Genomic DNA, 24221 nt, shown 5'->3' with positions numbered 1-24221 from the left:
CGGAAAGATGCCTATTCTAGGCGAAGTAGGCTGCATTCTTAGGTGGTGTCCGTATCTGGTGTTTGTAAGTTTTGAGCCGCATTCTTTAGGGGCATTTTCCTGAAAACGGGGGTAAAAGAATCCTCCTTTAAATCTGCCTCTCGGGTTTTGCGCTCGGGTAAATTCTGGTAAATTTGAATAGCCAGCACCTCCAGGAAGCTTCTTTTGAAAACTTCCGGCGGAGGTGTTTCTGATGCTTTTTCATCAAACTACCCTTAAATTGACCGATATGCCTACCACCACCGCGCTCAGCCCGCAAGACTACCTTGAAACGCTTCCCGAAGACCGCAAACAAGCCATGAACGCTCTGCGCGAGACCTTGCAGGCAAACCTTCCGAGCGGTTTTTCGGAGGAGATGAGTTACGGCATGATTGGGTACGTGGTGCCGCATTCTCTGTACCCGGCAGGCTATCACTGTGACCCTAAGCTGCCTTTGCCGTTTCTGAGCATCGCGTCTCAGAAGAACTTCATTGCCGTCTACCACATGGGCCTTTACGCCGACCCGGAACTTCTGAATTGGTTTACTTCTGAATACCCCAAGCACAGCAAAACCAAGCTGGACATGGGCAAAAGCTGCATCCGGTTCAAGAAACCCGACCAGATTCCGTTGGCGCTTCTGGGAGAACTGGCCTCCAAAATGACCCCGCAACAATGGATAGAGCTTTACGAGACCGCGTTCAGAAAAAAATAATATAGGCCGCCTTTGCCTCGAAGGCAACTCTGGCGTTTAGAGGCTGTTTCCTGAAAATCGGTTTGTAAACGGCTGTGTTTCTTTTTCCCTGAACACCTTCCTTTCCCACCCATAAACCCCGAAAATCCATGAGACAAGTAGTCCTTTACATTGCTATGAGCCTTGACGGCTACATTGCCAAAGAAGACGACAACATTGATTTCCTGAGCCAAGTGGAACGACCCGGCGAGGACTACGGCTACGCGGCGTTTCAACAGACGGTAGACACCTTAATCTGGGGCCGCCGCACCTATGACAAGGTTCTATCCATGAACATGCCCGAATTTATGCACAAAGACAAGAAGTGCTACGTGCTCTCCAGAAGCAGGACCGGGCATGACGAGAACGTGGAGTTTTACGGCGGCGACCTCAAAGACCTGGTTTCTACGTTGAAGCAGCAGCCCGGCAAAAACATCTATTGCGATGGCGGTGGCGAAGTGGTGGCCGCTCTGCTCAATGAGCACCTCATTGACAAGATGATTGTATCGGTGATTCCGCATCTGCTGGGCAGCGGCATCCGGCTTTTCAAGGACGGCCGGCCAGAAGAACAAATCACCCTTACCAACAGCATCACCTACCCGTCTGGGCTGGTGCAGCTGTGGTATGATTGCCGTCATAACGCCTAGAAAGCAAACCCGGCCAGGTATCTAAACCTTAGTTGTGAGAACGCTCCAGGTAGTACTTGTGCAAGTGCTGGTCCATGCCTAGGAAGCGAGCAATCTTGGCGAAGACCTTTACCAGGCCCCGTTGCAGCCAAAAAGGAATGCTGGGGAAATACGTTTCGCCTTTTTCAAACATAAGCGCCAGGTACCAGATATTGGGAACGCCCTTCTGGTTCGTCTTTCCGTCAGTAGCCAGGCCGTAGCCAATCCGGAGCAGCTCCTCAAACTGGCGTGCCGGCTTAATGGTTACGTGGAAGATAACCCGTTCCTGTTGGCTGGGGTTGTAGAACCGATGCACGGCTTTTCTGGGTACCGTGGCGGTTTCACCGGGTTGCAGGTGGAAATTCTCTTTCCCGCACTGGACGCCCAGCGTACCTTCTACTACCTCAAAAACCTCAATGTAATCAACGTGGTAGTGCAGGTTGTTGCCACCGCCCGGCGCCAGTTCCACTTCCACCAAAGTATAGGCTCCGTTTGTTTCGGCGGCGGTTTTCAGAAAAGTGACCTTATCCTTGATAAGCGGATTGACAAGGGTTCTGGGCAAAGAAGAAACGACAGGCATGATTACTTAAGGGATTGGCAGTATTCGTAAATGGCGGCTAGTTCTTTGTCTGTGTACTGGGCGGTCATTTTCCAGGGCATTTCTTCATTGTCCAGCACTTTTCCCTCGGGGGTTTTGCCCGTGCGCAGGGTCTGGATGAACTGGGCCTGGGTCCATTTCCCTACGTTGCCCGAACGGGTGATATTGGCCACCTGCGGCAGGCCAGGGGCAACAGGTTCACCGCCTTTCAGGTCAGCATGGTGGCAACCGGTGCAGGAGATAGCCAGGTACTTCCCATAAGCGGCTCCTTCCAGGTTCGCCACGCTGGCCATCATAGGTTTGGCATGGTCAATTTGCTCTACCGGCAACAGCGGCATCTTGCCTAAATGCGTCATCACTTTTACCACTGGCCCCAGGTCAGAACCAGGCAAGACTTTGTCAACCGGCTTCAGGCTTTGGCAATACGCGATAAGAGCCGTCAGGTCATCCTCAGAAAGCAAGGTGGTTTCGTGGGAAGGCATAAGCAGCAGCGGAAGCCCATCCTGTCCCACCCCATGGCGGAGCGCCCGCACCCAATCCTCAGTGGTGTAACTGGCCGGCAGACCTCCTTTGCCTTTGGTGAGGTTTGAGGAAACCAACCGGCCGAGGGGAGCATCATCTATCATCACTTTCCCCGCCATGTTATCTCCGTGGCAACCGGTACAGCCCTTAATGGCGGCTAGGTGCGCGCCTTTGCTTATCAGGACACTGTCTTGCGTGACGTTGATTTTCTCTGGCACGAAGGAGTACTTTTTCTTTATCCGCTGCTCCACGGAGTGAGATGCGTAAAAGTAGAAAAGCACGCCTATCAAGACGAGGGAACCCAGAACCAGGCCGGTCCATTTCAGAATTTTCTTAACCATGGGAAAAAGGTGGTTTCTTGTAGACAGACACTAACAAGTCAGCTATACCGCTTTCTACCAGAGACATACAACTTCCACCAGTCCCCTATTACCACCCCTACATTTTTGCCTTCTTTCAGAAAAGACAGTTAAAGCAAAGCCACTTCTTTTGCAGAATCCCTGCTTTTCTAACATTCCATCTGCACAAAAAGCTGCGTCTACTTAGGGGAAACTACGTTTTGGCTGTCTTCCTTTGTAGAAGCCAAACCATTTGTTTGGTCAAAACTCACCCATGAAGAAACTATTGATCTGTTGGCTGGTCCTGCTTTCGGTAGGTTGCCATGAAGACGAGGAGGCAGCGGTTACGCCGGTTCCGCCAACGGTGGCCTGGCAGGAAGACGAGCGATTCTTGTTTGATACCAAGGTGCAGACCAACAGCTACTCCGATGGCGCCAGCCTGTACCTCATGGGTTTGAACAGCCTCATCAAGGTTACCCAAGACAACGGAAAGGAAGTCACCAGCCGCAGCCTTCTGGAAGGTGTCCGGAACCCCACGCAGTACAAGTACCCTATCTCGTCTGCCCTCACGGCGGTGGTGTTCAATGAATCAACCCTTATCTGCTACCCCACCCACTACCCGTCTCTCCAATCAGGTAAAGGGATTCTCATGACCAACCTGGATCCGGCATTCCAGGCGTTTGATTTTGTGAATGCCAACCAGGGCGAGTGCATGAAGATCTCTCCGGGCAAGGTACTGGCCGTACCATATCGGGCTTCTGATGGCATGAAGGTGTTGCTGGTTTCCCTGGAGGTCACGCCCAGCACAACCGGTTTATATGACCAGGTGAGAATCACGGGTACCAAGGTTGTGTTGATTTCTTCTTCTTTGGTGCCCATCCAGTACATGGGTCTGCACCCAGAGGGGTTCTACGTGGCCACCGGCGGAGCCTCTTACCTGCTCTCTCCAGACGGCAACCTGCAGAAACTCCGCGACAGCGGCCTCCTGAACGTTTTCACCTACAAACAGAACGTCTACGGTCTTTTCAACGATGGCCTGCACCACTCTCCGGACGGCAAGACCTGGAATTTCAAAGCCGATATCAGTACCCTTAACCTGCTTTCCTATACCAGCCTGCATGACACCCTGCTTCTAGGCACCTTCAACGACCAGGTGTTTCAGCTTAGAATAAAACCAACCTCCATTAACATGCTGGAACTGCAGAACGAAGGCCTCAAAGGAAACAAAATCACTTCAGTGGCCCTGTTTGGGCATAAAGTCTACATTACCACCCTCTCCGGCGTCTTCGTCAAAGACGAGAAAGATCTCCTCACCTACAAAGATTCACACTAGCCCTTTTCACAAACGCAAACAAAACCTGTATTGCCTGTCAACCCGCCCTGCCTTGCGTAATCAAGCCAGGGCGGGTTGATTTTACCCGGATCTTTCTTGCACGGGTGCAATTCCTTGGTTGATGCCCTTTAAACACGTAGAAGGTAGGCGAGACAATACCATTTCTCCTAAGAATTGACATCGTGATTGGCAGAAGCTACGAAGAGGCGTTTCTGCGCCAATTTTCTAAAACAAGCCTTGTTTCCGAGGAATTTTCCTGATTTCACCAGCAAAACCAAGCTTTCTGTGCGCAGATCAGGCACTTGTTCGTAAAAGCATTTTTGGGGAGGAAGGATACCCAATAAACCGTGGCAGACAACGTTTCTAGTTTGGCTTTAAGCCACAAAAGAGTTTGTTCATTGTGAGACGCCGTGCATTCCTGCTCGGCCCTTGCATTCTAAATAAGAGCCCGGAACGTTTCCGGGCTTTTTTTCTGGAAACAGGCAGAAAACAGGGTTCTCGGGAAAAGCCTTATGGCATCAATCCTTGAAAAACACTCTGAACGTGGCTCCTTCGCCTTTCTCGCTTTCCACCTCAATATGGCCGCCGGCATTCTCCAGGATGCGTTTCACAATGTAGAGGCCGATTCCGGTTCCTTCTACGTGGTCATGCAGGCGCTTGAACATGGTAAAGATCTTGTCGCGGTCTTCTGGTTTCATGCCCAAGCCGTTATCAGAGACAGATAGCACGGTAAAGCCTGGAACATGATGGGTGCTGATAGAAATCTCCAAAGGGCGGTCTTTTGACCGGTATTTCAGGGCATTGCTCAGCAGGTTATACACAATACTGCGCACGTTCTTAGCCGAGAAACTAACGGTAGAGTCTGAGGCGAGTTGCGTTTTGATGCGGGCTCCGGCTCCTTTGATCATGTGCTCGAAATCCAGGCGTACATCGGCGATCACCTCGGCTAAGTCAATGGTTGCCACGTCTTCATTGCCGGCCCGCTGAATCTTGGCCACTTCGGTTAAATCTGCCACGGCGCGTTTGAACCGGCTGATGGAGGCTCCCATGAGGGTGAGCACCCGCTGCACTATTTCCTGCTCCCGCACGGGCGCGGGCAAATGCTCTACCAGGGTTTCCACCAGGCCTTCAATGTTGGAGATAGGCGCTTTTAGGTCATGCGAGGCCGAGTACACAAAGTTGTCCAGGTCAGCGTTGATGGCCAGCAGTTCGCGGTTTTTGGCTTCAATCTGGCGGCGGGCCTCTACCTGCTCATTGATCCCGATGGCGATGGCCATCACCCCTGAGATACCCCCTAAGGCATCACGCATGGGCTGGTACACAAAGTTGAAATACATGGGCTCCAGCCTCCCGTTGCGTTCCAGCAGCAAGGGCAACTCATTGTTCACGTACGGAATACCGGTGCGGTATACCCCGTCCAGCAACTCCTTGATGCCTTGGTCGGCTAACTCGGGCAGGGCTTCCAGAACCGGTTTGCGCATCACATCTTCCCTCCGCTTGCCCCATAGCTCCAAAATGCCGGGGTTGGCCAGTTCCACCACATGGTCTGGGCCCCGCAGGATGCAGATGGCCACCGGAGCCTGCTGAAACAATTCGTTCAGCTCGTTCTGCTTCCGGGTCGCCTCTTCCCTTACCTTCACGCTGGAGATGGATGTGGCCATCTGGCCAGACAACAGATCGAAGAAGTTCTGGTAATCGGTGTCATACTCCAGTTTCGGGCTGATGCCGGAGACAAAGAACCCAATCAGATGGTCTTGCCCCGGCCGGAAGATAGGCAGGATAACGGCTCTTTCGGGCAGGGTCTGCCCTCCGGCATTTTCCAAGGGCACGGAAAAAGCCTTCAGATCATCCAGCACCAGGCTCTTTTTAGATTGCAGCACCTCAGAAAAAGGCCAGGCGTTTGATGTTTCCTGCTCCTGCAGCAGCACCGCAGAAGACACCTGAGGCACCGTCTTGCCCGATTCTCCTAACAAGGTCACTTCGGTTTCGGTCTGGTTCAGGAGGTAAATCTGGCTGAAGGGAATGTCCTCCTCGTTTTGGGCCAGGATGTCACAGGTGGTTTGGCAGGCTTGTTCCAGCGTCTGGATGCGGGGCAGCTCATCGGCGATGTCTTTCAAGGTTTTCAGCCGCCGCTGGCCCAGAATGGTGCTGGTTTCCTCAAAACAGGCGCAAAACACCCCAAAGACTTTTCCGGCATCATCAAACACGGGGCTATAGGAGAAGGTCCAGTAGGTTTCTTCCCGGAAACCCTTGCGGGCCAGTTCCAACCGCAGGCCATCGGCATAGAAGGGCTCGCCGCCAGCCAGAATGCGCTCCGCAACGCCTCCAATGTCTCCCCAGATTTCGGACCAGATCTCCCGTGCCGAGGTTCCCAGGGCACTCGGGTGTTTTTTGCCCAGGGCCGGCAGGTAGGCGTCGTTGTGGAAGGCGTACAGCCCCTCAGACCACCAGATGAACATGGGAAACCCCGAGTTAAGCAGTAGCCGGATGTTGGCTTTCAGGCTCTGAGGCCAGTGTTTGGGGCTTCCCAGCGGATGCTCCTCCCAGTTATATGCCCGCATCAAAGCACCCATCTCTCCGCCGCTCTGAAAAACGTTGAAGGTATCTGTGCTTACATCATCTTTGTAGGTCTCTGGCATAAAGGAGCAGTAAGGGGCGTTTTTCTTTCCCACGCTTAGGTAAAACCAAAGATAACTCCTTTATACGGCAGCCGCCGGAAATACGCATCACCCCCAAATAGGGCGAATTTCAGCGGCAGTGAGCCTGGTAGTTCCTGGCAAAAGGAAAAGGAGCCCCGTGTTTTAAGGCTCCTTTTACAGAAACAAAGCTAAAATAGTTACGCCTGCCCGCAACATCTCTCCCGGGCAAAAGAGGCAGATTTTGGCAAAAAGAGGCCTAAAACCGGAAGAAGGTGTTGGTACCGCCTACTTTGCCCCCGAAATTGCGGATGTTGTAGGTGAAGGTGAGCAGCACATAGCGGGTAAGCACCTGCGTCTGGAAGTCCTCCACAAAGTTCTCCCGGATGCTGCGGTACGCACTGATGTTCTGGTCCAGCAAGTCATACACAGACAGTTTCAACTGGGCACGGTCGTTTTTCATGAACAGGAACGTAACCCCGGCATTGAGGCGGCTCACGTCTTTCCGGAGGCCCGGCGCCACGTTGGAATTGTAGGTGTAGTCAAAGTTGGCTTCCCAGACAATGCGCTTGGGCACCCGCACCACCACCCCCGTGCGCGAGGTTCTGGTGATAAAGCTGATGTCCTTGAACGCTTGGTCTTCATACACGCTGCGGCGGTGGCCCAAGGTCAAAGACTCATTGAACTCAAACTTGTCATTCAGGTTCACCCGCGCGTTCAGGCTGGGGTTCACGGAGAAATTCTGGCCGTAGCTGCGCAGCTCGTTCAGGATGATGAGCGTTTTCACGTAGTTCATCCACACCGAAGCCGTCAGAGAGAACTGCTTTTTGCCGTCAAACTTCCAGTCTTTGGAGATGTCGGCGTTTCCGTTCAGTTGCCAGTTGCCGTCTGTGTTCACGGGCCGGGTGGTCTGCTGGCCGCTGGTCTCATCCAGGGTTCTGGCCCGGGTCACCGCATCTTTGCTGATGCTCCCCGAGAGGTACGCCCAATAGTTGATAGACCGTTTGGTGTCAAATTTCCGGAAGTGCAGGTTCACCGAATTGGAGATGGTGGGTTTCAGGGCCGGATTCCCAAACTGGATGAACAAAGGGTTAGACTGATCAGTGACGGGTTGCAAATCGGCGGCCGAGGGCTCTTTCACGTTCACGTTGTAGCTGAAGTTAAACTCCTTCCAATTGGCCGTAAGCGAGGGAAATACATAGAAATACTCCTGCCTAATGGGCTCCATCTTCTGGAAAGCATTATCAATGTTGAGCAGGGTGAACCGCACGCCCGGCTGCAGGGTAAGGTCTTTGATTTTCCACTTAAGGCTGGTGGTCACGAAATTGCGCCAGCCGCTTCTTTCTACCTCGTCAGACAAATCTGGAAGGAAAACCTGCCCCTGAGGTCCTTCGCCGGTCAGATCAAAGGTGTTCACGTAGTTCTTGTCTTTGAAGTATTCAGAATTCAGCCTTAAAACGCCGCTCAGGTTCTTGCTGAAAGGCTCGGTATAGGAATACGAGGTGTTGATGGCCTGGCTGGTTACTACGTTGTCGCGCAGTTGGTCCAGGGTTTCATTGTAGGGGCTGGGGCTGAAGTAGGAGGTGTTGACTAAGTAATACTGGCCCTGGTCGCCGTCATTGAAGTTGTAGGTACCGTAGAAGTTGAATTGGCGGCCCTTCTTGCGGCGCGAGTTCCGGTCAAACGAGAGGTTTCCAGAGAACGTGGTGGTGTTGTTTTCAAGCAGTTGCTGGTTGTCACTGGTGTTGAGCGGCTCGTAGAAACTCCGGAACGTGTTGGTAAACAGACTTTGGTTGGACGTACTCTGCGCCAGCACCACGCTGGGCGAGAAACTCAGGTTGGTCAGGGAATCGATCTTCCAGTCCAGGCGCCCACCGATGCGATGGTTCTGGGTGTTGCTGTCCTGAGCCCGGTTACGGCGCGAAATAAGCGTATCGGTCTGCAGGTTCTGGGTGGAGTTCACCAGTTGGTTCAGATCGGCGTCAATACCGCCGTAGAAGTACTGCAGGTTCACTTTCAGGCCGCCTTTTAGCAGTGTATTGAAGTTTCCGCCCGCCCCGGTAGACCGCTGGATTCCGTCTTCGGTACCGCCAAAGGAAATGCCGTTCACGGCAAATCCGCCGTCACTGCGCACCATGATGGAGTTCATACCACTCCGGTTAAAGCCCCCGATTCTGGAAATGTCCTCAAAACCGAAGGCCGGTTTGTTCAGGTTGTTGGAATAGCCCAGCAAACTGACCTGCGTGGTATCCCGGAAAATGTTCAGGATTCCGCCGCCTTCGTACCGACGGTCAGAGCCCGTGCCCGCGTACACTTTCCCGAACGCCCCCTGCTTGATGCCCTTCTTCAGTTTCAGGTTGATGACCTGCGGAATCTCGTTGACCGGCAGATCGGGGTCTTTGCGCAGGGCATCGGGGTCGTTCACCACCTGCACTTTCTCAATCATGTCGGCGGGCAGGTTGCGCGAAGCCACCTTAGGATCATTCCCGAAAAACTCCTTCCCGTCCACCAGGATCTTGTTCACTGACTTTCCGTTCACCGCGATGTTGCCGGAGTTATCCACCGTTACGCCGGGCAGTTTCTTCAGAAGGTCTTCCAGTAATGCCGTAGGCAGGGTTTTAAACGAATTGGCGTTGAACTCCAGCGTGTCTTTGCGCACCACAATGGGCGGCGCCTCAGCCTCGATTACCACCTCGCCCAGCAGGTTATCGGACTGGGTCATGTCAATTTGGCCCAGATCCAGTTCCCGGTTCTCCGGTGACAGCGTGAATTCCTTCCGGAACACCTTGAAACCGGTCATGGTAATCACGATCCGGAGTTGCTGGTTCAGCGCCAGTGACGGAACCCTGAAATTCCCTTTCTCATCGCTTACCCTGAAGGTGACCAGCGTGGTGTCCTGTGCGGTGTAGACCGCAATGGTGGCATAAGACAACGCCTCTTTGTGGGTAACATCCCAGAGTTTTCCTTTCACTTCCCCTTTCTGGTTCTGGGCGAAGGAGCGTTTGGGCAAACCCATCAACAGGAAGAAAAGCAAACAAAAGAGTAAGGGTGATTTCATGCGGGGTTAGGTTGAGGTTGAAACAAGGGCCTGAGAGAGCAGCACCATCTGAGAATAATGTTAAGGAAATAAACCTGAAGCCTTTGAGTGCCTCCTCAACATTTAACAAACATTAACATTTGAATTAGCCAATTCAGCCTTAGTTTGGATAAGTGAAAGAACCCGTTCGTTTTGCCCCTGTTTTCCGGAAATCAAGGGCAAAACGTGAGAAGCTCTCCTAAGCCAGACTCACCATAATGGTGATTGGGTCAGCAATTCAGCCTGTTCTTTAGAATTACCTGCTTTCAACGGTAAGTGACACAACTCCCCCCCAAAGTCGCAACGTGGTCTAAAAAAAAGATAGGCGATCCGCTAAAAGGAAAAAGAATCAATTTAATGTTTAAATAACACAATATTTAGTAACTTACTTTAATGATTCTCACCTTTAACTTCTAAGCGTATGTCAAAGAAAAGTATCATGGCTTTGTGCTTTGCCGTTGCTCTTTCAGGGCAAGCCCAAGCGCAGGCGCAAAAAAAGGGGACCGCCGCCAAGAAACCGACTACCATGGCTAGCCAAAGCAAATCGGGGCAAACCAGACTGGTGGAAAAGGTAACCCGCAAGGGTGGCGAACTGGTAATCCCATATGAAAAATACCTCCTCCCCAACGGCCTCACTGTGGTGGTGCACGAAGACCATTCAGACCCAATCGTGCACGTAGACGTGACTTACCACGTAGGCTCGGCGCGGGAAGAGGTGGGCAAGTCTGGGTTCGCGCACTTCTTTGAGCACATGATGTTCCAGGGATCGGACAACGTAGCCGATGAAGAGCATTTCAAGATCGTTTCGCAGTCGGGCGGTGACCTGAACGGAACCACCAACCGCGACCGAACCAACTACTTTGAAACCGTTCCATCCAATCAATTAGAAACAGCGCTTTGGCTGGAGGCCGACCGCATGGGCTTTTTGCTGGATGCCGTGACCCAACGCAAATTTGAGGTGCAGCGCGAGACCGTGAAAAACGAACGCGGCCAGCGGGTAGACAACCAGCCGTACGGCCGGGTGTATGAGCGAAACGGCCAGGCCCTTTACCCCTACGGCCATCCCTATTCCTGGACTACCATCGGGTACATTGAGGACCTGAACCGGGTAGATGTAAACGACCTCAAGAACTTCTTTCTGCGCTGGTACGGTCCCAACAACGCCACCCTTACTGTAGGCGGTGACGTAACTCCGGCACAAGTGGTGAAACTGGCCGAGAAATACTTCGGCTCCATTCCGCGCGGCCCCGAGGTGAAGAACATGAAGTTGCCGGCCCCGGTGCTTACCCAGGACCGCTACATCTCCTACGAAGACAATATCCGGTTTCCTTTGCTGCAGATGACCTTCCCTACCGTGCCCAACTATCACCCAGACGAGGTGCCGTTGGATGTGCTCGCGGAGATCATAGGCGGGGGCAAGAACTCTATCCTGTACCAGAACCTAACCAAGAAACAGAAGGCCGTGCAGGCCAACGCCAGCCATCCTTGTTCAGAACTGGCCGGTGAGTTTACCTTGAGCGCCCTTCCGCTTCCCGGACAGTCATTAGCCGAAATGGAAAAAGAGATGCGCAACGCGTTTGTGGAGTTCGAGAAGAGAGGCGTCACTGACGATGACCTGGAGCGGTTTAAAGCGTCTTACGAAGCCAACATCATCAACAGCATGTCCAGCGTATCGGGCAAGACATCTACCCTGGCTTCCTACCAGACCTTCACCGGCAACCCCAACTACCTGGTAAATCAACTCAAAGCGCACCGTGCCGTAACCAAAGCCGATGTCCTGCGGGTGTACAACCAGTACATCAAAGGCAAAAAAGCCGTACTGCTCAGCGTGGTGCCCAAAGGCAAACCCGAGATGGTGGCCAAACCCGATAACTTCAAGGTAGACCCAGACGGCTACCGGGCTCCCGCTGACCAATACGCCGGCCTCAAGTACGTGAAAGCCAAAGATAATTTCGACCGCAGCAAACGCCCGGCCGCTGGTGCCAACCCTGTCATCAAAGTACCGCCTTTCTGGAAAGACAACCTGGCCAACGGCATCAAGGTGATCGGGGCCAAAAACGACGAGGTACCTACTGTGACCATGCTCTTCACGCTGCAAGGCGGCCACAAACTGGAAGCCCACGACCCGTCCAAAGCGGGAATCGCGTCCCTGACCGCCGCCATCTTGAATGAATCATCGCAGAAATACACCGCCGAGGATATCTCTACCCAACTCCTGAAACTGGGCAGTTCCATTAACTTCGGGAGCGGTACCGAAAACATGACGGTTTCCGTGCAGAGCCAGGTGAAAAACCTGGATGCCACGTTGGCCTTGCTGGAAGAGCGCATGATGCACCCCCGTTTTGATCCCGCCGACTTTGACCGCCTGAAAAAGCAGCGTTTGGAAGCTATCAAAAACCAAAGCACCCAACCTACCGTGGTGGCCAACAACGTCTTCAACAAAATGCTCTATGGCGAAGGCAACATCAAAGCCGTTCCGGTCATGGGCACCACTGCCACCGTAGAAAGCATCACCCTGGACGATGTGAAGCAGTTCTACACCAACTACTTCTCGCCAAGCGTGACCAACCTGGTGATTGTGGGCGATGTGGAAAAGGCGCAGATCATGCCTAAGCTGGCTTTCCTGAACAAATGGGCTCCCAAGCCGGTGAATATTCCGGCAGAGCCGAAGGTGCCCAACATAGACAAAACCAAAATCTACGTGGTAGACAAAGACAAGGCGGCGCAGTCAGAGATAAGGATCGGGTACATGGCCCTGCCTTATGACGCCACCGGCGAATACTACAAGGCCTCTTTGATGAACTACGTGCTGGGCGAGTCCTTCAACAGCCGCATCAACCTGAACCTGCGCGAAAACAAAGGCTATACCTATGGTGCCTGGTCTTATTTCTCAGGCACCGAAGCCCCCGGACCTTTCACCGCCCAGGCTGGGGTCCGGTCCAACGTGTCAGACAGTTCCGTGGTGGAGTTCATGAAAGAGATCAAGCGTTTCCGGGAAGAAGGAATCACCGATGAGGAACTGGCCTTCATGAAAAGCGCCATCGGGCAGAGTGATGCCCGTAAGTACGAGACCTCGTTCCAGAAAGCTTCCTTCCTCAACAACATGCTACGCTACAACCTGGATGCCGATTATGTGGCCAAACAGAACGAGATCCTGAAGAACATTACCAAAGAGGAGATCAACGCACTGGCTAAGAAATACCTTCCGGTAGAGAAAATGAGCATCATGCTGGTGGGCGACAAAGCCTCCATCAAACCCGGCCTGGAGAAACTAGGCTATGACGTGGTGGAACTAGACACAGAAGGCGCTCCCATCCTGGCCAAAGCAGATGTACCTGCGGTGACCGCAGAACCCAAGAAAATAGAACCACCCAAAGGCCGCAAAGCCCGAAAAGAAGGTCGCGCTTTCTAACCTGACAAGTCTAAAAGCAAGGCTTTGAAGCCAATTTGAGGAAATTAGCCTTAAAACGTCCTGAAGTTTTTCTGAACAAAAAGAAGCCCATCTGTGTAGGTGGGCTTCTTTATATTACTTAGGATGGTATCGTTTTCGGCGTGTTTTCCAGGAAACAGACTTAAAACAGATTACTACTGGCTTTAGGGCTATTTTCCCAAAACAGGGACAAAACAGGTTGTCAACAGAAGGAAGAAAGCTGCTTAAAAAGAAGCGCCGTCTACCCCATCAAACTCTTCAATTGCTGCAAAAGCGTATCTCCCGCCATCCAGGTCATCAGGAGCACCACCACCACGCCGAACAACGTCAACAGCCACGGGTGGCGGTAATCGCCCATCAGGCTTTTCTTATGCGCGGCAATGAGCATGGTGGCCAGCGTGACGGGAAGCACGAAGCCATTCAGCAAACCGGCCCACACCAATAAAGACACGGGTTTCCCGATGGACACGAAAATGACCGTGGAAATAACAATGAACCCGATGATGAACCAATTCTCGTTTCGGGCGATGCCCGGATGAAAGGACTTGATAAAGGAAACCGAGGTGTAGGCAGAACCCACCACCGAGGTAATCGCTGCCGCCAGCATCATGACCCCGAACAACTTGTAGCCCAGATTCCCCACAGCCAACTCAAACACCGAGGCCGGCGGATTCTCGGGGTTCAACACCTTGCCTTGTTGCAATACGCCCAAAGTTGCCAGAAACAGAAAAACACGGATGATAGAGGCCAGCGAGATTCCAGAAACGGCGCTTGTGGTCACTTGCCCCAAGGCTTCTTTCCCCTTGACGCCCGCATCCAGCAGCCGGTGCCCACCCGCGAAGGTGATGTAGCCGCCTACCGTTCCGCCCACCAGCGTGATGATGGCAATGAAACTGATTTGCTCCGGAGCAAACGTCCTGATGGCGGCCTCGGCCAAGGGTGGTGAGGAAATCCAGGCCACGTACACAATCAACCCGATCATCACCGCTCCCAGAAGTTGGGCAAACCGGTCCATCCATTTCCCGGCCTCGCGCACCAGGAAAATCCCGATGGCAAAGGCCGCCGAAATAACCGCCCCCGTTTCCACGGAAAAACCGGTGAGCACATTGAGGCCCAGTCCAGCCCCGCCCACGTTCCCGATGTTAAAGGCGAAACCGCCCAGCACAATCAGGAAAGCAATGAACCCTCCCAAGCCGGGCAACACGGCATTGGCGATGTCCTGGGCGCGCTTCTCAGAAATGGCTATCACCCGCCAAACGTTGAGCTGCACCCCGATGTCCAGCAAAATGGAGAGCAAGATGACAAACCCGAAACTGGCGCCCAGGCTTTGGGTAAAGACCGTAGTCTGGGTTAAAAAGCCGGGACCAACAGCCGAGGTGGCCATCAAAAAAGCGGCGCCCAGCAGCACGCTCCAGTTTCTGGGTTGTTTCATAAAACTAGAGCGAAAGCGCCTGAAGGGAAATATTCTCTTGGGTGAGCACCTCCCGGATGATTCGGGCGAATTCCACCGCGTGGGCGCCATCGCCATGGATGCAAACCGTATCGGCTTTAATGGGTACGTCTACCCCTTGCTGCGACAATACTTGCCCCTCTTTCACCATGCGCACCACCTGCCGCACCGCTTCGAGCTGACTAGTGACAAGGGCGTTGGGTAATCTGCGGGAGGTAAGGGTGCCGTCTTGCTGGTAGGTGCGGTCAGCGAAGACTTCGTGGGCAGTTTTCAGGCCTAGTCTCTCGCCGGCTTGTACCAGCGCACTCCCGGCCAGGCCATACAGCACCACCTCTGGGTTCACTTTGTACACAGCTTCGGCAATTGCTTCGGCCAGGGCCGGATTGACGGCGGCCATGTTATACAACGCGCCATGGGGTTTTACGTGGTGCAACCTGCCGCCTTCAGCTTTGATGAAACCGGAGAGCGCCCCCATCTGGTACACAGTCAAATCGAACGCCTCCTCGGGAGAAACGGCCAGGTCGCGCCGCCCGAACCCGACTAAATCCTGAAATCCGGGGTGCGCCCCTATCGCCACATCTTGTTGCAACGCCATCCGCACGGTCTTCTTCATCACCGATGGGTCGCCGGCATGGAACCCGCAGGCAATGTTGGCCGAGGTCACCAGGGGCAGGATGGCTTCATCGTTGCCCATTTTGTACGCCCCGAAGCTTTCGCCTAGATCACAGTTTAAATCAACGGTAAAGGTTTCGTTCATCTTTTCGCTTGAAGGTAAAGGACACGTGTCAGGTGCTCCAGGGTCTTTTGCTGCTGGTAATACAACTCCTGCGCCTGCGCCAGGGAAACCTGCCGGAACCGGATGGCCTTGCCCGGACGCACCTGCGCCAGCACCGGCAAATCGGCGGAGATCACCTGCCCGATGCGGGGATAACCGCCAGTGGTCTGGTGTTCGGCCATCAAGATAATAGGATTTCCGTTGGCAGGCACCTGCACCGTGCCAAAAGTCACCGCGCTGGAAAGCAACTCTCCGGGTTGGCGCAATTGCAAAGCCAGAACTTCCAGCCGGTAACCCATGCGGTCTGAGGCAGACGTCACCAGGAAGTCACTTTGCCAGAAGGCTTCCTGTGCTTTTTCAGAAAACAGCCCGTATTCGGGTCCCGGTATTACCCGCACCGTGGGGTGTTCTTCATACCGCGGCAGCAGATCAGGCGAGACACTCCAATTAGCCGCGACAAACGATTCTTGCGGAGCACACTTCTGTTGCCAGTATAGGAGTTGCTCAGAGGAAAGGGAATGAACGGGCAGAACATCGCCTTTCTGAAGCGCCCGGCCCTGCCATCCGCCCAAACCAGCCCGCGCATAGGTAGCAGCACTGCCCATTACCAGCGGCACTACAACTCCTCCGGCCACCGCCAGGTACGTCCGGGCACCTTGTACCGGTGACCCGAATTCCAGCAGGGCACCCTTCCGGACGAAGATGGGCCGATGGAGGGGCACAGGTTTTCCGTTGAGGGTTGGCGAGAGGTTAGCACCGGCCAAGGCAAAAAGGGTATCTTCCTGAAACCGCAGACTGGGGCCGAAGAGGTTTAGCTCCAAGGCGGGAGCGTTTTCGGGGTTCCCTACCAAAAGGTTGGCTAAACGGAACGCGAATGCATCCATGGCACCACTCACCACCATGCCCTGTTTCTGATACCCGAATCGGCCCAGATCCTGCACTAGGGAAAGCAAACCGGGTTTTTCGACGCTAATACACATGCATCGGCTCCTCCCAGTTCAGGTATTCTTCTTCAGAAATGGGCACAAAACGCACCCGGTCTCCCATCTGCAGCAAACTGGGCGACTCCCGCTCAGGATCAAACAAGGTGAGCGGCGTACGCCCGATCAGCTGCCAACCGCCCGGCGTCTCCATGGGGTACACGCCCGTTTGCGGACCGGCAATGCCCACCGAACCGGCCGGAATGATCTTGCGGGGCACTTCCTTGCGAGGTGATGTCAAACGTTTGTCCATACCGCCCAGATACGGGAAACCGGGCGCAAACCCGATCATGTACACCAGGTACTCGGTTTGGCTGTGCAGGGAAATAACTTCTTGAGGGGATAAATTGGTGTGACGGGCCACAAAGGGCAGATCTGAGCCGTATTGGCCGCCATATACCACCGGAATCTCCTTGAGGGAGGAAGGCACGTTGGATGAAACGGATTCCAATTGGTCCAGCATCTGCCGGAGGTTTTCTTGTACGGCCGCATACGGGTCAGTCTTTCCCTGCCCGCTGACCAGCCAGGGGTCATAGTACACGGTTAAAGAAGCAAAAGCCGGCACGTATTCCACCATCCCCGGAAAGGAGTACTGGTCTAGGAACTGTGCAACGGCTTTTACCTTCTGATGGGTCTCTTCTGCAATCTCCTCACCTAACTGCAGCACAATGGCTGCATCCCCTAAGGGGTACATTCTGGCGGATGAGGGTTGCAAGGGCATAAAGTAGTTAGTAGATTTTCTGCAATAGGCTTTGGGGCTTAAGTTAGAAAAATAAGGCTAAAACGCCTTGTTCCTGGCGGCGGGGTGGGCTAGTCCCGCAGGTAAAGCGATTCGTTTTTGAACGGCACCAGGGCCAGTTTCACCGCCTGCTCATAAAGCTGTTTCCGGTCTACCACGTTATCGGTCAGCAACCCGATGGCACCGCCGTTCTGCTTGGAGTTAGAATGCCCAAACACCCGGTCATCGGCTTCGCCCAATTCCACGCCCTGCTGCACCAACTCGGCCACGGCCTTGGGCAGGAAGAACATGCCGGAACGCGCTTTGCCAACCAAACGCGGGGTGCGCACCACAATCCAGGCGAAGGCTGCAAGTTCGTCGTGCAGCATTTGCACGCCTCCCTCAATGCCTACCCAGTAATCGGCTTGGGGGTACGCGTCCAGCGCGTTGCACACCCGGTTGAAGGCTCCCGTCAGGGTCTCCGTGTCAGACATGGGCTGGTCGGCTACCTCAGACGGCACCGATATCGCCTCTACCGTAAATTCCTGCTCCGGGAACATGGCTTGCAACCCGCTTTGCACCGCTTTCAGTTTAACAGGGTTAGTGGAAGCCACCACTACTTTTTGTACTACTTTATTCATCTGATATGTTTTCTTGGGTACGAAGTAAAGTAAAATTCTTATATTTTACAGCTACAATGGTGCCAATAAATTTTTTGGAGTATTTTTTTATTAAACAGGAACATAAATGAATATCCACAGAATACAAAAGCTTCTCTGAGGCTCTCAAAATCGAGAACAAATTGTAATTTTAACCAGAATGAAAAACAAGCCCCTTCCATCCTTCCTCAGAGGCCTTCTCCTTGTCTCTCTGGTTTCGGCAGTCTCCTGCACCAGGCCCGCTGCCCCCACCAGCTCAGCAATTCCGGTAGTACCCGGGGTTTCTAAAGCCCTGGCAGACTTCAGAATCTCTCAACTGAGCAAGATCAACTATGACCTGCGCCTGACGATTCCGGCCCGGAAAGAGGAACCCGTCTTAGCTTCTGAAATCATCTCTTTCCACCTGAAAAAGAAAGGGCAGCCGGTACAGCTTGATTTCAAGGAAAGCTCCGATAAACTGAAGCAGGTGAAGGTGAACGGAAAAGTGGTGCCGGTGGAGCACACGCAAGAGCATTTGGTTATTCCGGCCCAGCACCTGAAGAAAGGCGAGAACCAAGTGGCGATTGACTTCATCGCGGGCAACCTGTCTTTGAACCGGCAGCAGGATTTCCTGTATACGCTGCTAGTACCCGACCGCGCCCGCACGGTTTTCCCCTGCTTTGACCAGCCCAGCCTTAAAGCCACCTTCAAGCTCATCCTAACCATCCCGCAGGAGTGGAAAGCCATTGCCAACGGCCCGCTGCAAGACTCTGTCATGAGTGCCGGGCAGAAGACGTACCATTACCAGAAATCCGACATCATTCCCACGTACCTGTTCTCGTTTGCGGCCGGAAAGTTTGACCATCTGGCGCAGACTGCCAACGGCAGAACCATGCACTTCCTGCACCGCGAGACCGATAAGGAAAAGCTGGAGCAAAGCCTCTTGCCTATTTTCCAGATTCACGCCGATGCGCTGCAGTTCATGGAGCAGTACACCGGAATCAAGTACCCGTTCCAAAAGTTCGATTTCGTGTCTATCCCTGATTTCCAGTACGGCGGCATGGAGCACGTGGGCGCTATCCAGTACAAGGCCTCCACTCTGTTCCTGGACGAGGGCGCCACGCAGGACCAGAAAATCTCCCGCTCCAGTCTGATTTCGCATGAGACGGCGCACATGTGGTTTGGGGATTTGGTGACCATGGAGTGGTTCAACGATGTCTGGATGAAGGAGGTGTTCGCCAATTTTATGGCCGATAAGATTACACAAGTGGCTATGCCTACCTCCAACTACGACCTCAAGTTTGTGGTAGACCATTTACCGGCTGCGTACGGGGTGGATAGAACCGCCGGGGCCAACCCCATCCGGCAGCAACTGGACAATCTGCAGGATGCGGGCTCCATGTACGGCAACATCATTTACCACAAAGCGCCAGTGATGATGCGCCAACTGGAAAGGCTCATGGGCGAAGAGGCGTTCCGGAAAGGCTTGCAGCAGTACCTCAAAAAGTACGCCTACGGCAACGCCACCTGGCCCGACCTCATCCAGATTCTGGACGACCTCACTCCCGCCGATCTGCAGGCTTGGAACCAGGTGTGGGTGAATGAGGCTGGCCGTCCGCAGTTTGACTATAGCCTGCATACTGAAGGCAACAAAATCTCTGGTTTAATTATCCGACAGAAAGGTGAAGACGGGTCCAACAGGTTCTGGCCGCAGTTTTTTGAGATAGCGCTGGTGTACCCAGACCGCATTCAGGAGATGACGGTGAACATGAACCAGGCTGAGGTGACGTTGAAAGAAGCCGTGGGCAAGGACAAGCCTTTATTTGTGCTGTTTGATGTGACGGGGCAAGGGTACGGGGTGTTCCCGGTAGATGCGCAGATGCTGGGTGGGCTGTACAGCCTGAAGAGCCCGGTGGCCAGAGCCTCGGCGTACATCAACCTATATGAGAACATGCAGAATGGCCGAGGCGTCACTCCGCAGCAATTACTGGATTTCTACCGTAGCGGACTTTCCAAAGAACCAGAAGAGCTCAACGTAAAACTGATCACCGGCCAACTGAGCGATATCTTCTGGCGCTTCCTGCCCGCAACCCAGCGGCCCGCCCTGGCTCCGCAACTGGAACAGGAACTCTGGACGGCTATGGAGAAAGCCACCTCCGGCAACGTGAAAAAGCTGCTTTTTAAAACCTACCAGAGCATTACTTTGAGTTCTCCTGCACAAGCCCGCTTATACCAAATCTGGGACAAAGAACAGGCACCCACTGGGGTGAAGCTCTCCGAGGAAGATTACACCTCGCTGGCATTGGCTTTGGCGGTGCGCGACTACCAGAACATTCCGCAAGTCTTGGCGCGCCAGATGGAGCGCATTCCCAACCCCGACCGCAAGAAGCGCCTGCAGTTTATGTTGCCTGCTTTGTCAGGGAATGTGCAGGAACGGGATGCGTTTTTCGCCTCGTTGAAAAAAGAAGAGAACCGTGAGGTGGAGTCCTGGGTGTTGGCGGCGTTGAGTTACCTGCACCATCCGTTGCGCGCTACTACCTCAGAGAAGTACCTCAAAGAGAGCCTTGATTTGCTGGAAGAGATTCAGCTTACCGGGGATATTTTCTTCCCGACCTCGTGGCTTTCGGCCACCTTTGGGTCTTACCAAACCGCAGGAGCGGCCAACACCGTACGCTCTTTTTTGCAGGCGCACCCAGACTATAATCCCAAACTGAAAGGCAAGATTCTGCAAGCCGCCGATGGTGTGTTCAGGGCAGAAAAGTTGGTGCAACCGGTGAAGTAGCACGTCCGCTAAGCCTTACCAGTTGGCAGGAAAGTGCTGCCTTCGTTTCAGGCACATTTTCCGGAAATAGAACAAATACTGACTTTCCTCGTTCAGAGTGTACTTTATGTATTTACATAAACTAAAGCAATTTACGACTATGAAAAAATCACTTTCGCTTAGAACGGCTGGACTTGCCTTAGCAGCAGGTTTGGCCTTAGCTTCCTGCAACCAGGCTCCCAAAGAAGGCGACAAAGCCACCATTACCGACCAAAAAGCAGCGGCTGATGCTAGCGGACAAACGTTTGCGGTAGACACCGCCGCTTCCCTGGTGGAGTTTACCGGTAACGGTGTAGGCAAGAACCACCCGGGCACCTTCAAGTTGACTTCCGGTTCAGTAGCAGTGGCCGATAACCAGATTACCGGCGGTGAGTTTACCATCAATATCAAATCCCTGACCATGAAAGAGCAGGGGGAGATGTTCCAGACCAAACTGAAGCCCCACCTGCTGAGCGGCGATTTCTTTGACGTGGATAAATTCGGCACCGCCAAGTTTGAGATAACCAAAGTAGAGCCCTACAAAGCGGACGGGAAAGACACCTCGCTGGTAGAAGGCGCCAACTTCAGCGTGAGCGGTAACTTCACGTTGAAAGGCGTGACCAAGAACATCACCTTCCCGGCGCGCATTGAACTAGATGAAAATACCATGGAAGCCGAAGCCAACTTCAACATTGACCGCCGCCAGTGGCAGATGAACTACGGCAACGACAAAACCCTGGGCGACAAGTTCATCTCCGAGACCGTGAACATAGAACTTGACTTGGAAGCGAGAAAACAAGGCGGAGCAGCCACCGCTTCGGTCCAATAAACACCTGCTTACATTGAAGCAAAGAGCTTGAAAACGACAAGACGTTTTCAGGCTCTTTTGGTATAAACAGGCTCAGAAGTGATGTAAGCACAAGGCAGAATGATTGCTCCTTTTATCCTCCTTTGTCATCCTGAATGGACCTTGTGAGCGAACTAGAATACCGCTGATTCAACGCCATTCTAGTTCGCTCACAAGTTCAAAAATGCATGAAGGTTCAAGCTTTCAACTTGGACCTTCCATGACCTGAAGTTTGCAAATCAGTAAGGCGACAGCCTCAGAAACGGCATTCCCTATCTACTGCCCTCCTACTTCTGTTTTATCAGCAGTTCTCTTACTGCCTGCTCAATGGTTGGCCAAACTGGCGAGATTGGGGCAACCAAATCAAAGTGCCCAGCCTGGGGCAACAGCACAACCTTCGCATTGTTCTTTCTGGAAGAGGAATGATTCACAAAATTCTGCGCCTGACTCACTGGCACAATCGGGTCACGGGCACCCTGTATCATTCGCACGGGTATTTTCAAGGCCAGGGCTGGCGAAGGTGTAGTTTCTGCATAGCGTTGGGGCACGGCAGCAGGCAAACCAGCCATCAGCTTTTCCACGGCCGCATTGCAGCTTCCTTTCTCGGTACTGTACGTGGTTAAATCCGGGATTCCGGCCAAGGAAACCACACCTTTTACTTTCAGCGGATTTTTGGTGTACAGCGGACTGCTGAGGGGCAGATCTTTTCGGCCAGCGGTCCAGAGGGCCAGATGTCCTCCGGCGGAGTGGCCCATCACCACCACGTCCTTGCTGGAGACCGGATAGCCTTTGGCCAGCTCACGCACATAATCGGTAGCTTGGGCGATATCCTGGAAAGTGCCGGGATAGCCTCCGCCGGGGTTTCCTACGCGCCTGAACTCAATGTTCCAGGTGGCAAAACCGGCTTTGGTGAGCGCGGCACTCACGTGGTTCATATACTGGTAATTGTACTGCGAAAGCCAGCAGCCGCCATGAATGACCACTACCACCGGGAATGGTCCTTTTCCCTCTGGCACCCGAAGTTCTCCAAACTGCAACGAGTCGGTTCCATAGGCAATGCGTTTTCCGGCAGCAGGCGTAGGCAGTTGCATGAGGTCTTGCCAGGTAATCAGCTTAGCCGGCTGCGTTTGGGCGTGAACAGGACCGGTGCAAAAGAAAAAACAGAAGATGAGAAAAGCCAGAAAGAACTTCATGGGGAGCGTAAACAAGCGTTCAAATGTGGATGACAGGACAACCAAACAGGTTGGAAGAATGAAGGTACGTGCCGCTTTTCATTTTGAACGAGTATCTTGCCGATACTTTCTCTTTCAGGAGAAAGAAAACCGGTTGCCAAGAATGAAAGATAGAGAATAGAACGAAGTCGCAACCGGCAGAACAGCTTTACAAAAGACAAGAAATGAAACGAGTAGTAGTCACCGGCATGGGTGCCTTAACGCCCATCGGGAATACAGTCCCAGAATACTGGCAATCCTTAATAAACGGGGTGAGCGGCGCGGCACCCATCACGCGGTTTGATGCCTCCAAGTTCAAGACCCGCTTCGCCTGCGAGCTGAAGAACTTCAATCCGCTGGACTTCATGCCCAAGAACGAAGCCCGCAAGAACGACCTGTACACGCAGTATGCGCTCATCTCCGTGGCCGAGGCCGTGCAGATGGCCAACATCAACTTTGAGAACTTGAACCGCAACCGCATCGGGGTGATCTGGGGCACCGGCCACGGCGGCCTTGTCACGTTGCAGGACCAAATTCTGGAGTTTGGCGCCGGTGATGGTACGCCTCGGTTCAACCCGTACTTTGTACCCAAGATGATTGTGGACATCGCGGCGGGCGTCATCTCCATGAAATACGGCCTGCGGGGCGTGAACTTCGCCACGGTTTCCGCCTGCGCCAGTTCCAACACCGCCATTCTGGAAGCCTTCAACTACATCAAGTGGGGCAAAGCCGATATGATTATTACCGGCGGCTCTGAGGCTTCTATCAATGAGACCGGTATGGGCGGCTTTGGCGCGCTCAAGGCCTTGTCTACCCACAACGATGACCCGGCCACAGCTTCGCGCCCCTTCGACGTAAAACGTGACGGTTTTGTGATGGGCGAAGGGGCCGGTGCCCTCATCCTGGAAAGCTACGACAGCGCCATGCAACGCAACGCCACCATCCTGGCTGAGGTAGTAGGCGGAGGCATGGCCGCCGATGCCTACCACCTCACTGGGACTCACCCCGAAGGCGAAGGCGCCTACCTGGGCATGATGGAAGCTCTGAAAGAAGCAAACCTTTTGCCGGAAGACATTGACTACCTTAACTGCCACGCCACCTCCACTTCCATTGGAGACGCGAGCGAGCTGATTGCCGTAGAGCGGGTGTTCGGGACCAACACGCACCTGCATTTGAGCGCAACCAAATCCATGACGGGACATCTACTGGGAGCGGCCGGCGCCATTGAGGCTATTGCGTGCATCAAGGCCGTGCAGGAGAACATCATTCCGCCTACCATTAACGTAACCGAGCCGGAACCTGAACTCAGCGCGAAATTTGACTTGACTTTAGGCAAAGCAGTTTCAAAGGAAGTGAACTACGCCATGAGCAATACCTTCGGGTTTGGAGGGCACATTGCCACGGCCATTTTCAAGAAGTTTACCGCGTAAGGATTATCTCTGTTTTTACAGCGTTT

17 protein-coding genes are annotated in these 24221 nt (G+C 53.5%); 7 read left to right on the top strand and 10 right to left on the bottom strand.

Translation table 11 applies throughout. From position 1 onward, the window contains the following. The first annotated feature begins 268 nt into the window (after nucleotides 1–268). Both EFB08_RS08625 and EFB08_RS08620 read left to right on the top strand, forming a co-directional pair. Nucleotides 269–730 carry a DUF1801 domain-containing protein gene (locus tag EFB08_RS08625; protein WP_123126736.1) on the top strand — a complete coding sequence of 154 codons (462 nt, stop codon included), beginning with the start codon at nucleotides 269–271 and terminating at the stop codon, nucleotides 728–730. A 128-nt stretch (nucleotides 731–858) separates the two neighbouring features. Continuing rightward, nucleotides 859–1395, top strand: a complete 537-nt coding sequence (locus EFB08_RS08620; protein WP_123126544.1) for a dihydrofolate reductase family protein — start codon at nucleotides 859–861, stop codon at nucleotides 1393–1395. A 28-nt stretch (nucleotides 1396–1423) separates the two neighbouring features. Here EFB08_RS08620 and EFB08_RS08615 read toward each other — a convergent pair whose 3' ends face one another. Together EFB08_RS08615 and EFB08_RS08610 are read right to left on the bottom strand one after the other, a co-directional pair. Next, the gene (locus tag EFB08_RS08615; protein WP_123126543.1) at nucleotides 1424–1993 is read right to left on the bottom strand and encodes a cupin domain-containing protein; all 570 of its coding nucleotides are present in this window, start codon (nucleotides 1991–1993) and stop codon (nucleotides 1424–1426) included. A gap of 2 nt (nucleotides 1994–1995) precedes the next feature. Next, the gene (locus EFB08_RS08610; protein ID WP_123126542.1) at nucleotides 1996–2874 is read right to left on the bottom strand and encodes a c-type cytochrome; all 879 of its coding nucleotides are present in this window, start codon (nucleotides 2872–2874) and stop codon (nucleotides 1996–1998) included. A 271-nt stretch (nucleotides 2875–3145) separates the two neighbouring features. Here EFB08_RS08610 and EFB08_RS08605 point away from each other — a divergent pair, with 271 nt between their 5' ends. Next, entirely contained in the window at nucleotides 3146–4204 is a 1059-nt protein-coding gene (locus EFB08_RS08605) for a hypothetical protein (RefSeq protein WP_123126541.1), read from the top strand. A gap of 518 nt (nucleotides 4205–4722) precedes the next feature. On the opposite strand, the gene EFB08_RS08600 is transcribed toward EFB08_RS08605, so the two are convergent. Both EFB08_RS08600 and EFB08_RS08595 read right to left on the bottom strand, forming a co-directional pair. Further along, nucleotides 4723–6843, bottom strand: coding sequence for an ATP-binding protein (locus EFB08_RS08600; protein WP_227006269.1), 2121 nt, complete (start codon nucleotides 6841–6843; stop codon nucleotides 4723–4725). Nucleotides 6844–7099: 256 nt separating this feature from the next. Continuing rightward, nucleotides 7100–9898, bottom strand: a complete 2799-nt coding sequence (locus tag EFB08_RS08595) for an outer membrane beta-barrel protein (RefSeq protein ID WP_123126540.1) — start codon at nucleotides 9896–9898, stop codon at nucleotides 7100–7102. 544 nt (nucleotides 9899–10442) lie between these two features. On the opposite strand from EFB08_RS08595, the gene EFB08_RS08590 reads away from it, so the two are divergent. Beyond that, complete coding sequence (locus tag EFB08_RS08590) at nucleotides 10443–13328, top strand: M16 family metallopeptidase (protein ID WP_227006279.1); 2886 nt, start codon at nucleotides 10443–10445, stop codon at nucleotides 13326–13328. Nucleotides 13329–13587: 259 nt separating this feature from the next. On the opposite strand, the gene EFB08_RS08585 is transcribed toward EFB08_RS08590, so the two are convergent. The 5 genes from EFB08_RS08585 to yjjX form a co-directional block, all read right to left on the bottom strand. Next, complete coding sequence (locus EFB08_RS08585; protein WP_123126538.1) at nucleotides 13588–14778, bottom strand: NRAMP family divalent metal transporter; 1191 nt, start codon at nucleotides 14776–14778, stop codon at nucleotides 13588–13590. A 4-nt stretch (nucleotides 14779–14782) separates the two neighbouring features. Further along, nucleotides 14783–15553 carry a LamB/YcsF family protein gene (locus tag EFB08_RS08580; protein WP_123126537.1) on the bottom strand — a complete coding sequence of 257 codons (771 nt, stop codon included), beginning with the start codon at nucleotides 15551–15553 and terminating at the stop codon, nucleotides 14783–14785. After that, a complete protein-coding gene (locus EFB08_RS08575) occupies nucleotides 15550–16551 on the bottom strand; it encodes a 5-oxoprolinase subunit C family protein (protein WP_123126536.1) in 1002 nt (333 codons plus the stop codon). Before EFB08_RS08575 ends, EFB08_RS08580 begins: the two co-directional genes overlap by 4 nt. Continuing rightward, the gene (gene pxpB / locus EFB08_RS08570; protein WP_227006268.1) at nucleotides 16541–17245 is read right to left on the bottom strand and encodes a 5-oxoprolinase subunit PxpB; all 705 of its coding nucleotides are present in this window, start codon (nucleotides 17243–17245) and stop codon (nucleotides 16541–16543) included. The genes EFB08_RS08575 and pxpB overlap by 11 nt, the downstream gene beginning before the upstream one ends. A 116-nt stretch (nucleotides 17246–17361) precedes the next feature. Beyond that, nucleotides 17362–17910, bottom strand: coding sequence for an inosine/xanthosine triphosphatase (gene yjjX / locus EFB08_RS08565; protein WP_123126534.1), 549 nt, complete (start codon nucleotides 17908–17910; stop codon nucleotides 17362–17364). 178 nt (nucleotides 17911–18088) lie between these two features. Between yjjX and EFB08_RS08560 the strand changes: the two genes are divergently transcribed. Beyond that, nucleotides 18089–20689 carry a M1 family metallopeptidase gene (locus tag EFB08_RS08560; RefSeq protein WP_123126533.1) on the top strand — a complete coding sequence of 867 codons (2601 nt, stop codon included), beginning with the start codon at nucleotides 18089–18091 and terminating at the stop codon, nucleotides 20687–20689. Nucleotides 20690–20828: 139 nt separating this feature from the next. Next, on the top strand, nucleotides 20829–21536 hold the full coding sequence (locus EFB08_RS08555; protein WP_165864839.1) for a YceI family protein: 708 nt from the start codon (nucleotides 20829–20831) through the stop codon (nucleotides 21534–21536). Nucleotides 21537–21841: 305 nt separating this feature from the next. On the opposite strand, the gene EFB08_RS08550 is transcribed toward EFB08_RS08555, so the two are convergent. After that, entirely contained in the window at nucleotides 21842–22747 is a 906-nt protein-coding gene (locus EFB08_RS08550; RefSeq protein ID WP_227006267.1) for an alpha/beta hydrolase family protein, read from the bottom strand. A gap of 203 nt (nucleotides 22748–22950) precedes the next feature. On the opposite strand from EFB08_RS08550, the gene fabF reads away from it, so the two are divergent. Beyond that, entirely contained in the window at nucleotides 22951–24195 is a 1245-nt protein-coding gene (fabF, locus tag EFB08_RS08545) for a beta-ketoacyl-ACP synthase II (RefSeq protein WP_123126531.1), read from the top strand. Nucleotides 24196–24221: the final 26 nt, after the last annotated feature.

Origin of the sequence: Rufibacter latericius, from assembly GCF_003721515.1 — a bacterium.
GTDB classification, from domain to species: domain Bacteria; phylum Bacteroidota; class Bacteroidia; order Cytophagales; family Hymenobacteraceae; genus Nibribacter; species Nibribacter latericius.
The sequence above is the reverse complement of the archived record's forward strand: the minus strand, read 5'-3'. Positions and strand labels throughout refer to the sequence as shown.